Raw genomic sequence first — 12,227 nt, 5'->3', positions numbered from 1 at the left:
TGAAATTTGGTGGGTCAGAAGCTCATCTTCCATTGTCCCATCAGGCCTTGGTTACGGCTGTTGGTACCGGCCTGGGCGCTGTAGGTCAAGCCGACGGTGTGTTGTGTCGACAGGGCCAGGTCCAGCCCGGCTTGCAGATCCAGGCTATTGCGATCCAGCGAAGTGCCCTTGACCGTGAAGCCGTCAACCCGCCCTGGCAATGCGCGGTAGGACTGGCGCACCTGGCTGTCGACCTCGCCGTAGAGGTGTTTCCAGCCGGTGCTGAGATGAGGTGTGAGGCTGACCTGGTTATCGAATCGATACACCGTTGCCAGGCGAAGGCCCACGGTGCTGCTCAGGTTCTGCTGGGTTTGTGCGCCAACGTTCAGCGCGCTCAGGCCACCGGTTTCCTTGAAGCCGTCACGGTGGTAGCGCTGGAAGCCGAGGCCGGCGAAGGGCTCCACGCTGAGATCCGCGCTGCCCAGTTGATAGCCCAGTTCGGAAAACAGGGTCTGGCTCTGGGCGTTGTATTGGCCCCTGAGTTGCTCCTTGTAATCCAGCAGGTTGACGTTACGTTTGTTCTGCCCCGCATGGTCGCTGTAGATCGCGCCCAGGCGTAGGGCCAACGGGCCGTCCTGGCGCACGGCATAACCGCCCAGGTGCCAACTGTCCAACTCGGACGCGAAGCGCGGGGTATCGAGGTGGCTGGTGGATTTTGCGCCCATGACACCCACGCGCCAGGCGTGATCCAGCGCCCAGTCGGCGCCCAACAGCAGGCCTTCGGTGCTGTATTTCAAGCCGGCGCTCCCGCCTTGTGTGTCGAGGCGGCCGTCGTGGCCCAGGCCTTGAACCCAGAAGTGTCCCTCGTCGTCGGCGGGCAGTGTGCGTAGGTTCGAGAGCAATTGGCTGCCGATGTGGTGTGTGGTGTTTTGCGTTGCACCCGCGAGGTTGGCGTTCTGGCTGCCAGCCAATTGCTCAAGGCTGGCACCGATTCCGCCAGGCTGTTTCTCCAGCGCGTCACCGAATTTATCCAGGGCTTTGATTTGTTCGGAAGTCAGCTCTCCGGACTTCAGCAAACGAATCAATGCGGGCTCCAGCACTTTTGCCACTTGCAAGCCATTGTGCGAGGTGGCCTTGCGGGTGAGATAACCGTCCAGGGGCAGCGCTTTGGGTTCGGGTGTGTAGAACCAGTCGGCATCCAGCGCATCGTAGGGCTGATACCAGTACGGCGTGTATTCGATATCGCCTTGCGCCTGTGCGGATTGAAGGCTGGTGGCGCTGAGCGCAAGGGCAATGACAAGGGCAACTCTGTGCGGTGTAAAAGGCATGAAATCCCAACCTCTGATGAATGAGGCCGGGAATTTAGCGAGATGGTGGGGTGATAACTGTCAGGCCATCGACTCCTGGTTTGCGGGAGTTGTCTTTACTGGCGGGAGATTAAGAACTTACCCCTTGCGCGCATACCCCTTGCCGTAGTGCCGCTCCATTTGCGCCTGGATCAACTCAAGCCCCAGGGACATCACCCAGTAGATGATCGCCGCCGTGGTGAGCATTTCGATATAACGGTAGCTGGAGCGTCCGTAGGACTGCGCCAGAAACATCACTTCCCATACCCCCATCACTGAAATCAGCGACGAGTCCTTGAGCATGGAGATGAACTGGTTGGTGGCTGGCGGGATGATGGTGCGCATGGCCTGGGGCAGGGTGACGTGCCAGAAGATCGCGCTGTCGCGCATGCCCAGGGCCAGGGCGGCTTCCCGCTGGCCCTGGGGTACGCCGAGGATACCCGCACGGAAGATCTCACTCAGGTAGGCCCCATAGTTCAGCGAGAGCGCGATGATCCCGGCAACGATTGCACCAGGCACCACACCCAATTGCGGCAGGCCCAGGTAGATCAGCAGGATCTGGATCAGCAAGGGTGTGCCGCGAAAGAACGAAGCGTAGAAACTGGCGACGCCGAAAGCCACGGCGCTATTCGACAGCCGCCCCAGCGCTGTGACAAAGCCCAGCAGCGACGAGGCCACCATCGAGCACAGGCACAGGAATACGGTGAGTGCCGCCCCTTGCAGGAAGCCGTTGGGGGCCAGGTGTACGCCGATCAAGTTGGGCAGTTTGTCGAGAATGATCGAGAACTTCAGGTCAAAGCTCAGGAAAAAGCTGGCGAACAGGCAGAACAACGTCGCCCAGGTCAAGTAAAGCCGAGTCCGGAATCCCATGAGGCGCCGTGTGTTCACCGGTGGCTTGGGAGGTGTGGGGAATGCAGTCATTGGCTGATATCGGCGCCGATCCATTTTTGCGACAGCTTGCTCAGGGTACCGTCCTGTTTCAGTTGGGCGAAGACCTCACGCACCTTGCTGTCCCACTGTGGGTCGCCTTTTTCGATGGCCACCGAGTTGGGTTCGGCATACAGCGCATCGCCGGCGAGCTTGAAGCGCTTGTCCTGGTCCAGGCGCGGTTGGGCAGTGACCAGATTGGTGAGGATCGCATCCAGGCGCACGCCGGCGCCCAGGCCCAGGTCCTGGAACGCTACGTTGTCGGTGTCGTATGGAGCGATCTGCACGTTGTCGAAAGGGTACTGCAGGTGGGTATCTTCGGCGCCTTCGATCACCAGATTCTTGTTCAGATAGCTTTCATAGCTGGAGGCGCTGGTGAGGCCGACTTTCTTGCCGCTCAGGTCCCTGGCGCCGTGAATACGGTCATCCTTGGCGTTGACCACAATCACGGCAGGCGACGCGTAGTATTGCACCGGGAAATCGAACACCTCGGCGCGGGCTTTGCTCGGCGTCATGGAGCAGATGCAGATGTCGTAGCGCCCGCTCCAGCGGCCTGCGGCGATTACGTCCCAGGAAGGCGTTTCCAGGCGCAGCTTCACCCCCAGTTTTTGCGCAACCGCCTTGGCGACATCCACGTCGAAACCGTCGAGTTGGTTCTGCTCGTTAAGAAACGAGAACGGCGGGTAGCTTTCCATCAACACGCCGACCAGTTCCTTTTTTTGCTCGACCCGGTCCAGCGTCGTGCCTGCGAAGGCTTGAGTCGACGTGGCCAACATCGTCAGGGCCAGAGCCAGCAGCGGTTTTAGTTTCACAATCGACACCTGAATAAAAAAGAGGTTGTTAATAACCGAATGCTGCGTATTAAATAGTTATAAGAACGGCTCTCATAGTGAGTTATTTTCATAAGCTTATGAGTAAAAGGCATATGGGTAAGGCACGCACAGTAATCCTTGATGGCGGCATGGGCCGTGAACTGCAACGCCGGGGCGCGCCGTTCCGGCAGCCGGAGTGGTCAGCACTGGCACTGAGTGAAGCACCGCAGGCGGTGGAAGCGGTACACGCGGCGTATATCCAGAGCGGTGCGACCGTCATCACCAGCAACAGCTATGCCGTGGTGCCGTTTCACATCGGAGAAGCGCGCTTTGCCGCAGAGGGCCAGGCGTTGGCCGCACTCGCCGGGGAATTGGCACGCCGTGCCGTAGAGGCCTCGGGCAAAGCCGTATTGGTCGCCGGTTCGCTGCCGCCGTTGTTTGGTTCGTACCGCCCTGACCTGTTCGAACCGCAGCGCGTGTCTGAATTGCTGACCCCACTGGTGCAAGGCCTGTCGCCCCATGTCGACCTGTGGCTGGCGGAAACTCAGAGCTCGATTGCCGAGGCACGTGCTATCCACGCCGGCCTGCCCAAGGACGGTAAGCCGTTCTGGCTGTCGTTTACCCTCAAGGATGAAGACACTGACGAGATTCCCCGCCTGCGTTCCGGCGAACCGGTGGCTGAAGCGGCCGAAGCGGCTTCGCAACTGGGCGTGCAAGTGCTGCTGTTCAATTGCAGCCAGCCCGAAGTGATCGGCGCGGCTATCGACGCGTCCTGCCAGACGTTCGAACGCCTCGGGGTGACGATCCAGGTCGGCGCCTATGCCAACGCGTTCCCGCCGCAACCCAAGGAGGCCACCGCCAATGATGGCCTGGACCCGCTGCGCGAGGATCTCGACCCGCCAGGTTACCTGCGCTGGGCTGCCGACTGGCAAGCACGGGGTGCCAGCCACCTGGGGGGGTGCTGCGGGATCGGGCCGGAGCACATTGCAGTGCTGGCCCGGCAGTTGGGCTAAGCCTCAGCGCGCCTGGCGGCGACACTCCGCCAGGCCTTTCACCTGCCCTGAACCGGTCTGGTTAGCCTCCGACAGCCACTCCTCGAAACCGGCCTGGATTGCCGACCATTCTGCGTCGATGATCGAGTACCACGCGGTATCGCGGTTCCTGCCCTTGACCACCATGTGCTGGCGGAACACTCCTTCAAAGCTGAAGCCCAACCGCTCGGCCGCGTACTTGGAGCGGGCGTTGGCGTTGTTGCACTTCCATTCCAGGCGGCGGTAGCCCTGTTCGAACGCGTATTTGGCCAGCAAGTACACCGCTTCGGTGCTTTTCGGCGAACGCTGCATCGGCGCGCCGAAGGTGACATGGCCGATTTCGATGCGGCCCTGTGCGGGGACGATGGACATCAGGCTGAGAAGGCCCTGTACCTGGCCGGTCTGGCGGTCGACCACGCAGAAGAAGTACGGGTCGCTGTGGGACGCGTGGTTGTTGAGCCAGTCATTGAAGGCGCTACGTTCCGGGAAGGGGCCGTATGGCAAGTAGTCCCACAGCTTGGGGTCGGCGCCGGGGCCCTGGAGGGCTTGGAACAACTCGTCGCCATGGCGTGCAGGGTCGAGTTTTTCCAGGCGGATGAAGCGTCCTTCAAGCAGTGTGACGGTAGGGGCCGGTGCGCCTTTCCAGTCGGCGAGGGAAGTAGTCATGCTGCGCTCCTTAAAGACCTTTGCGAAATTGGATGAACCCAGGGCGTTCGGCGATGCGTTCGTAGAGTTGGATCGCGGTGGCATTGGTTTCGTGGGTCAGCCAGTGCACCTTGGCGCAGCCATCGGCCTTGGCGGTGGCGTAGACGAACTCGATCAGCTTGCGACCGACGCCGGTGCCACGTTGGGCCGGGTCCACCAGCAAGTCCTGAAGGTAGCAGGAATTCTCGATGCTCCAATTGGAGCGATGGTAGATGAAGTTCACCATGCCCACCGCCTTGCCGTCCTGCCAGGCCAGGGCCGAGTGGGTCGGTTCGCTGGCGTCGATCAAGCGTTGCCAGGTGCTTTGGCTGACCGCGTCCGGTAGTTCGGTTTCATAGAACTTCAAGTACGCCTGCCACAGCGGCAGCCAGGCAGCGTGGTCGGCGGCGGTGACCTGGCGGATATCGATCGGGCTCATTCTGGGGCTCCTTGGGGGGGAATAAAGCGGGCGAGGGTCTGGTCGCGCACATCGGCGCTGGTTGCCAGGCCAGCACGAACGCCGGCCATGTCGGCCGCGCTGCGGTTCTGGCTGAGTTTGCGTTTACCGATCAGGCGTTCGATCGGCAGGGCGAAGCCGACGATAGCCTTGAGCATGCCGTCGATGTAATCGGCCGGAGCGTCGCTGACCTTCCAGGGCTGGGCGCGGCCGCCTTCATGGCGATCGGTCAGCGCAGTGACCACCGCGAGCAAGCGCTCGGCATCGTTGAATACCTCGGCTTTGCCATAAGCGTGCACGGCGATGTAGTTCCAGGTAGGCACGACTTTGCCGTGCTCGGCCTTGGCCGGGTAGAACGCCGGGCTGATGTAGGCCTCGGCACCGGCAAAGATCACCAGCGCTTCGCTGCCGTTCTGCAGGTCTTTCCACTGCGGATTGGCTTTGGCCAGGTGCCCGTAAAGCATGCCGTTGGGGCCTTCATCCGGGTTGAGCAGCAAGGGCAAGTGACAGGCTTGCAGGCCTTGCTCGCCAAAGGTCACCAGCTGCGCCAGGCGGGTGTGCTGGATCAGTTGCTGCAGTTCGGGCAAATCGTCGAGGGCAAAGGCGCGGGGTGTGTACATGGAAAAATTCCTTGGCGAATGCCTGCATCCTAGGCAGGCTAATGGCTCGTTGAAAGAGCCATCTGGCACCCATTTCATAGGTCCAATATGTCGCCTGTCTCGCCGCCCCTGTCGTTCAACCCCGCTGGTATTGAACTGGATCGCCGCCAAGGCCTGACGCGCCAGCTGTATGACGCCCTGCGCCAGCGGGTGCTGGACGGTCGGTTGGTCAGCGGGACGCGTCTTCCCGCCACCCGTGACCTGGCGACGGCGTTGTCGATTTCCCGCAATAGCGTGGTACGCGCCTACGATCAGTTGTATGCGGAGGGGTTTATTGAAAGCCGGGTTGGCGATGGCACCTATGTCGCCCAATTGCCCACCGCCAAAAAACTATCCACAAAAGTATCCACAGGGTTTTCAACAGCCTTATCCCCAGACTTATCCACAAAATGGGCAGATTTACCCGAAGTCCTGGACAGTGAAGTTACCCACAGCGTGGGCTTGGCACGGATCAAAACCAATCACCTGTCTCTGCCGCCAGTGGGGCCGCCACGGGCATTTCGCGTGGGTGTGCCAGCCTTCGATCTGTTCCCGTTCGAGGTCTGGGCCAAGCTGAACGGGGCCTTCTGGCGCAAGCCGGACCTGGAGCTGCTCTGCTACGGCGACCCCGCGGGCGACGGCCGCCTGCGTGGCCTGATTGCCGCCTACTTGCGCAGCTCACGAGGCATGCAGTGCACGGCTGAACAAATAGTGATCACCAGCGGCGCGCAGCAGGCAATCAGCCTTTGTGCACAGTTGCTGGTGGAGCCTGGGGACGGCGTGGCGGTGGAAAACCCCGGCTATCGCGCGGCCGGGCATGCGTTCGCCCTGGCGGGCGGGAAATTGCATGGCGTGCCGGTGGATGGCGAGGGTATTGATTGCCAAGTGCTCAATACCCTGGAGGATTGTCGGGTGGCTTACGTCACGCCTTCCCACCAGTATCCGCTGGGTGTGGTCATGAGCCTGGCGCGCCGCCTGGAACTGCTGGCCTGGGCCGAGCGAACGGGCGGTTGGATCATCGAGGACGACTACGACGGCGAGTACCGCTACAGCGGTGCACCGTTGTCGCCCCTGGCCGCGCTGGATCGCAGTGGGCGCGTGCTCTATGTCGGCACCTTCGGCAAGGTGGCTTTTCCGGCGTTGCGCCTGGGCTACCTGGTGTTGCCGCCGGCCCTGGTGGAGGCGTTCGCCCGGCGCCGTGCTGTCGACATGCGCCACTCCGAAGTCAGCACCCAGGCGGTAATGGCCGAGTTCATGGCTGCGGGGCATTTCCAGCGGCATATCCGGCGCATGCGCCGTGCTGCGTTGAGTCGGCGCAATGCTTTGTTGGCCGGCTGGCCAAAGGGGCTGGCGGGTGTGGGTGAGTTACCCCCTGTCAGCGCAGGGCTGCACCTGACCGTACGGGTCGCCAGCCTGGCTCGGGAACAGCGACTGCTTGCGCAGGCACGGGCCGTGGAGGTCGAAGTCAACGGTTTGAGCAGTTACTGGCTGGCACAGTCGAGCACGCCAGTGAACCAGCGCGCCGGCCTCGTGCTGGGATTTGCTGCGGTACCCGAGCATGCCATCGCCCTGGCATTGCAGCGCCTGCGCGCAGCGTGGCAGGTCGTTGACTAAGCGCGCACGGTAGTGACAGGAGGAGTGACCCGGACGGTAGATAAATAGAGGCAGAAGGCGTCGACTCAGGCCTCCTTCTTTTCGAAAAACAGTCGGTCGGCCTGCTTCAGGCTGATCTCGCTGAGGTAGTAGTCAATCCTTTGGGCTTCGCTCAGGCCTACGGTGGTGTCGGCGGCCAGTCCCTTGAGCTGCTCGGCCGGGGTTTTCAAACGTGCGGCGATGTAGTACTTGGCCGGTGTCCAGGAGGCGCTGTAGTGGAAGTGCGCATACCACAGCGGCTTGCCGGAGCTGCGTTCGACGATGCTGTACTCATCGAGGTAGTCGGGCCGGGGACTTTTGAGTTTGCGTCGGGTGATTGTCTTCTTGATCTTGATTTCATTGTGATTGAGCAGCCACTCGACATTCTCGATCGTTGGTGCCTGCGTCTTGTGCAGCCTGAGCAGGTGTTCGCGGCTGCGTCGGTATAGCTGAGCAATAGCCGTATCGAGCGCTTTGTTGACGGCACTGGCCGGTTGATTGACGTTTTCGGTGATGTTTCCTTGGGTCAAGGCCTGGTCGATGGCTTCGCTGGCGCGTTCCAGGCGCAAGGCTTGCTGGTGATAGAGGTTTTCGATGCCTAAGGTTGTGCGCTCCTCCTGGTTGGCCCGGACATCTGCCTGGCGCAGGAACTCAGGCAGCGTGTCCAGCAAGGCCTGGCCTTCGCGGACGGCGGCCTGAATATCGAGGGTAGCTGCCGGCTCTGTCGACGTCTGGACGCGCTCAACCCACACCCCCGGGGATTTCTGATGATAGGTGGCAATGATCTTTTGGGTGATCGGCGAGCGGATATCCACCAGGTCGGTTTGCTCCCCGGTGGGCGACAGGCGCGGTTCGCCGATGCGGATACCCTCGTAGCGCGTGCGGATGAATTGGCTGTTTGGCCGTGGTGGCAATGGTGGCGGGATAGGTCGCAGCCTGAGGGCATCTCTTTCGACACTCAACAGCGCCAGGTTCTGTGTGGCCTCCCGGCTGAACGCCTTGAGCTGGTCGCGCAGACCCTGTATCCGAGTCGGTTGCGTATGCGCTGTATAGCGTTCGGCAAAGTCACTCAGGCGTTCCCCGATGACCTGGAACTGGCCGACCAGGCTGCCCAGTGTGCCGATACGTTCGTCGAGGCGCGACTCGCTGCGCTCTTTCAACGTATCGGTCAGGCATTGAATGGCGATATCGGCGGTGTCGACGATCGAGTCGATGGTTGACCAGGCCTCTGGGGCGGAGGCCAGCGTATCCTCCGCCAGGCACAGGTGGCGAGTGAGGGTGACCTGCAGGGCCGTGAGGTGTTCGCGGGGGTAATGCGGCAATGTGCTTTTAGTGTCGCGGATCAACGTGAAGCCTTCCTTGGACAGTTGCCTGAGTTCATCGAAGCGGGTGTTCATGTAGTCAAGGCGGTCGAGCATGTCCTGGGTCAGGTCGATCATCTGGCGCGCGTCGTCGAAGGGCCGTTGGCTCGTTGGGCTATGGAGTTGGTCCAGTACCTTGCGCATCATCGGGGCAAAGCGGGTGAGAGCCTCGCGGATGCCCGCGTAAGTGAATTCAATCTGCACCTTGACGTAGGAGATGGCTTTGGTGGCGTAGTCCGCTGACGGCGCGAAGACATTCAGCTGCTTGAGCTGTTGCAGCACGGTTTCGTAGTTGTCGCGTTGAGCGACCAAGGTCTGCAAGTAGTTTTGTCGGCGTGTCTCTGCGGTGTCGGCAGTGCCCTGAGTCATGGCCTCATAAGCTTTTTGCAGCTCGGCCTGGGCGTCTTTCTTGGTTTTTTCGAAGTCACTCAGTTGGCGACGCAGGCGTTGAGCACGCTCTTCGGCCAGGGCCTTGGCTATCCGTGCCTTCAATGTGGGTCCCCCACCACGCAGGCGCAGGCGTGTGTCGATAAACCAGTTACCTTGGCGATTGCTGACCAGCAAAGGGCCGAGGCGGGACAATTGTTTCGAGTCGACGATGATGACGTTGCCACTTTCATCAACGATCACTTGATACCAACGATTGCCCACGGGCGCATAGAGTTTGTCGGCGAGCTTATAGAGATGCTGGTTTGGGCCGCGTTCGCTGATCGGCGCGCCAAGGTTGCTGGGCTTTTCGACTTTGTAGCTGTCCAGGAGCGCGGCCAGGTGTGATCCACCACGATGGGTGGCGCCGCTGGTGTGCAACGGTTGTGAGCGATCCGAAGGGATCTCAGAAATTTTGACATCTGGGATCTTGCGAATCGTGGTCGCCGGTCTTTTTTCCGGCGCTGGCTTGATCGGGATGGGTTGCTGGGCGATGGGCCGCGATGGTTTGGATTGTCGGGTCACGCTGTGCAGCGTGACGGCCATGCCCAGGTTGAGCAGCAGGTCAGTGATGGCGCCCCAGCGTGAGCGGTGTTGTGGGTCTTCTTCGGCGTCGACCACTTCTTGCAGTTGGTCCATTATTTGCCAGATCCATGCCGCCACCCCGGCCGTGCGCCCGAGGAACGGCAAGGCCGCGTTGAATATCAGCCAGCCGGTGCGCTCCAAGGTAGCCCAGCGCGCATCCGCGTTGGAGACCGACTGACGATCGGCCAATGTCACCAGTGCATTGGCGTTGGCCTTGAACAGGGTGGCGAGCCTATCGCCATTGAGGGTTTCCTCGCCCAGCAGCAGCGGGCCGCTCAGGCTCAGCACTTTGGCCGGTTCTACCAGGAAATCCACCACCGACCAGGGCGACGGTAAGGTGCCTGGAAACACATACCGGCTGTAATCCGTGCGCACGCTATCCGGCAACCAGGCGAGCACCGATTCGCGCAGGCTCGGGGATTGCTGGATCGCGTAGATCAGATTGGCGGGAGATGGGTATTGGCTCAGGGGCTCGTCGAGCAGTGGACGGTAAAGTAAGCAGGGCCCGGCATGCAGATCGGCGGGACCGATCACAAACATGTTCGCGACGGTGTTCGGTTTGCCGTTGCCGTTTTTCGTCAGAAAGGCCAACGGCCGTATGACGATAGTATTGCCCTCCACTGTGCGATCCGCTGCGTTGTCCTGCATCACGGCCGTCACATAACGGTATCCGCGTTCGTCGATGCCCCCTTTTTGATTGAGTTTGTAGTGGAGCGCCAACAGCGGTAGCTGAATGCGTAGATGGCTGGTGTAGAGCTTCTCACGTCGCGACGACTCTATCGGGTCATCCAGCAGTTTGCTTTTGATCAACGCCGGGTAGGCGCTGCCGATGTCGATGCGGGTAATCAGGGTTTCCAGGTAGCCGACGGTGAGCCACTCGGGAATTGTGCCGCCGTTGCTTCTGCGTAGGGTCTTGTTGCCCAACGGCAGGGCGATCAGGTTTTGCAGGGCCAGTTGCGCCAGGCTGAACGTGGTGGTCACGGTTTGTCCGGGCACCGTGAACGTACCCCAGATGACAGGGCTCTGGACCACGATGTCGATCTTGTCCAAGGCCAGATGCTTGGCGTCTTTGTGGTCTTTGTTCATCTGCGCTTTCAGCGCATCGAGTGCGTATTGCTCGATGGGGGCAATGCCGTCGTCGTAGGCGTGGCCCTCGTTCAGGCTATGCAGTGCTGCCAGGTCTTTGAGGTGGCGGCCATAGGCGTCCTGTTCCGGGCTGGAAGCCTCGCTGAGCCAATCGGGCAAGGCGTCCCTGAACCAGTCGAGGCCAGGGGAGCGCCGGGGCTGGTCATTGCCGGCAGGGGCCGTGACGGAACCGGGCAGCTGTAGCGTCGTGTCCGTAAAGCGGATGGCGCCGATGGCGTCGATTTGAATGGAGATCAAGATGCAGGCTTGCTGGTCGAAAAAGTTGCCGTCGGGCTCGAACAGGCGCCAATCGATTTTCTTGCCCAGCGCACGGTCTGGCAGGTAATTCTCCAACGCGGCTCCCAAGGCCTCGATCGAGTTGAATTTTTCATAGCCGTGCCCTGGCGAATAGGTCAGCAGCACCTCTTGGCCGTTTTGTCTGCCGACCAGTACGGCGATCAGGCTGTCATTGAGGTGGGTGGCTTTGCCGTCGTCGTCGATCAGAAAAATGTCCACCAGACAGGCACGGGACGCATAGGGATCATTGCGTTTGCGGACATCCGGATCCGGGGCGGCATACAGGCTGCGCGCCATGACGCAATCCTCATGCGTCCAACCGTCCACCGTCTCGACATTCCAAAAGCTGCGAAGGGCGCTGGACAGTTGCTGCCAATGGGGCGCTGAACCGTTCTCGGACATGTTCCAGTATTCTGCCTGTTGCTCCTGGAAGCCTGTGATCATCACTGGCGCCAGCAAATTGATAATGTTGGCGATTTCTTCGATGCGTACCTGCAGGTGCACCGCTGGCTCAACGATTGGCAGCCGGGTGAGAAAGTGTTCACCCTCGATATAGATCGTCGGTACGCCGAGTACGGCCTGTTTGGCCAGGACGTCGGCGAGTGCCTGGTACTGGGGAGGCTTGGCCACGACTTGATCACCGACGACGTCCCACACCGGCGTGCCAACCATCGTGCTATTGGGGTCTATATCCAATTGGGGGTAGCGCGCTTTGAGCTCACGTCGCAGCAAGGCGGCGGCCACCTCCCTAAACGCAGGGCCAGTGGACAACTGAGTGATCAGGGTGGCGGTGGAATAAAAGCGTGGCAGTAGTGGCGAATCTGAGGTGTCTGTGATTGAAGTCATGGGAGACCTGACAGGCTTGTGATGGGCATAGGCCGAGGCTCTGCCTCGGGTATGCCCATGCTAGAAAGCGCGCTGTCAGGA

Annotated in this window: 9 protein-coding genes; 2 read left to right on the top strand and 7 right to left on the bottom strand. The window is 60.9% G+C overall.

The window, feature by feature from the left end:
* Positions 1 to 14: 14 nt before the first annotated feature.
* The 3 genes from LUU92_RS28640 to LUU92_RS28630 all read right to left on the bottom strand — a co-directional run bounded on the left by LUU92_RS28640 (position 15) and on the right by LUU92_RS28630 (position 3,064).
* Entirely contained in the window at positions 15 to 1,307 is a 1,293-nt protein-coding gene (locus LUU92_RS28640) for an autotransporter outer membrane beta-barrel domain-containing protein (protein WP_257102960.1), read from the bottom strand.
* A 117-nt stretch (positions 1,308 to 1,424) separates the two neighbouring features.
* Positions 1,425 to 2,195 carry an amino acid ABC transporter permease gene (locus LUU92_RS28635; RefSeq protein ID WP_083351516.1) on the bottom strand — a complete coding sequence of 257 codons (771 nt, stop codon included), beginning with the start codon at positions 2,193 to 2,195 and terminating at the stop codon, positions 1,425 to 1,427.
* Between the two features lie 47 nt (positions 2,196 to 2,242).
* Positions 2,243 to 3,064 carry an ABC transporter substrate-binding protein gene (locus LUU92_RS28630; protein WP_071490841.1) on the bottom strand — a complete coding sequence of 274 codons (822 nt, stop codon included), beginning with the start codon at positions 3,062 to 3,064 and terminating at the stop codon, positions 2,243 to 2,245.
* A 113-nt stretch (positions 3,065 to 3,177) separates the two neighbouring features.
* Between LUU92_RS28630 and LUU92_RS28625 the strand changes: the two genes are divergently transcribed.
* A complete protein-coding gene (locus LUU92_RS28625) occupies positions 3,178 to 4,077 on the top strand; it encodes a homocysteine S-methyltransferase family protein (protein WP_071490840.1) in 900 nt (299 codons plus the stop codon).
* Positions 4,078 to 4,080: 3 nt separating this feature from the next.
* Here LUU92_RS28625 and LUU92_RS28620 read toward each other — a convergent pair whose 3' ends face one another.
* From LUU92_RS28620 to LUU92_RS28610, 3 genes are read right to left on the bottom strand one after another with little or no spacing between them, the layout of a single operon-like run.
* A complete protein-coding gene (locus LUU92_RS28620; RefSeq protein WP_257102959.1) occupies positions 4,081 to 4,761 on the bottom strand; it encodes a GNAT family N-acetyltransferase in 681 nt (226 codons plus the stop codon).
* 10 nt (positions 4,762 to 4,771) lie between these two features.
* The gene (locus LUU92_RS28615) at positions 4,772 to 5,218 is read right to left on the bottom strand and encodes a GNAT family N-acetyltransferase (protein ID WP_071490838.1); all 447 of its coding nucleotides are present in this window, start codon (positions 5,216 to 5,218) and stop codon (positions 4,772 to 4,774) included.
* Positions 5,215 to 5,856, bottom strand: a complete 642-nt coding sequence (locus LUU92_RS28610; protein WP_257102958.1) for an FMN-binding negative transcriptional regulator — start codon at positions 5,854 to 5,856, stop codon at positions 5,215 to 5,217. The genes LUU92_RS28615 and LUU92_RS28610 overlap by 4 nt, the downstream gene beginning before the upstream one ends.
* 87 nt (positions 5,857 to 5,943) lie before the next feature.
* On the opposite strand from LUU92_RS28610, the gene pdxR reads away from it, so the two are divergent.
* Positions 5,944 to 7,488 carry a MocR-like pyridoxine biosynthesis transcription factor PdxR gene (gene pdxR, locus LUU92_RS28605; protein WP_257102957.1) on the top strand — a complete coding sequence of 515 codons (1,545 nt, stop codon included), beginning with the start codon at positions 5,944 to 5,946 and terminating at the stop codon, positions 7,486 to 7,488.
* 65 nt (positions 7,489 to 7,553) lie between these two features.
* On the opposite strand, the gene LUU92_RS28600 is transcribed toward pdxR, so the two are convergent.
* On the bottom strand, positions 7,554 to 12,146 hold the full coding sequence (locus LUU92_RS28600; protein WP_257102956.1) for a sbcc family protein: 4,593 nt from the start codon (positions 12,144 to 12,146) through the stop codon (positions 7,554 to 7,556).
* Positions 12,147 to 12,227: the final 81 nt, after the last annotated feature.

The organism is Pseudomonas extremorientalis (assembly GCF_024584605.1).
Lineage (GTDB): Bacteria > Pseudomonadota > Gammaproteobacteria > Pseudomonadales > Pseudomonadaceae > Aquipseudomonas > Aquipseudomonas extremorientalis.
This window is presented reverse-complemented; position numbering and strand designations above follow the sequence as displayed.

Bases quoted from the DNA above. Each gene is read 5' to 3' on its own strand.
- LUU92_RS28625 (WP_071490840.1), top strand. From the start codon at position 3,178: ATGGGTAAGGCACGCACAGTAATCCTTGATGGCGGCATGGGCCGTGAA.
- pdxR (WP_257102957.1), top strand. From the start codon at position 5,944: ATGTCGCCTGTCTCGCCGCCCCTGTCGTTCAACCCCGCTGGTATTGAA.
- LUU92_RS28615 (WP_071490838.1), bottom strand. From the start codon at position 5,218: ATGAGCCCGATCGATATCCGCCAGGTCACCGCCGCCGACCACGCTGCC.
- LUU92_RS28640 (WP_257102960.1), bottom strand. From the start codon at position 1,307: ATGCCTTTTACACCGCACAGAGTTGCCCTTGTCATTGCCCTTGCGCTC.
- LUU92_RS28600 (WP_257102956.1), bottom strand. From the start codon at position 12,146: ATGACTTCAATCACAGACACCTCAGATTCGCCACTACTGCCACGCTTT.
- LUU92_RS28620 (WP_257102959.1), bottom strand. From the start codon at position 4,761: ATGACTACTTCCCTCGCCGACTGGAAAGGCGCACCGGCCCCTACCGTC.
- LUU92_RS28610 (WP_257102958.1), bottom strand. From the start codon at position 5,856: ATGTACACACCCCGCGCCTTTGCCCTCGACGATTTGCCCGAACTGCAG.
- LUU92_RS28635 (WP_083351516.1), bottom strand. From the start codon at position 2,195: ATGGGATTCCGGACTCGGCTTTACTTGACCTGGGCGACGTTGTTCTGC.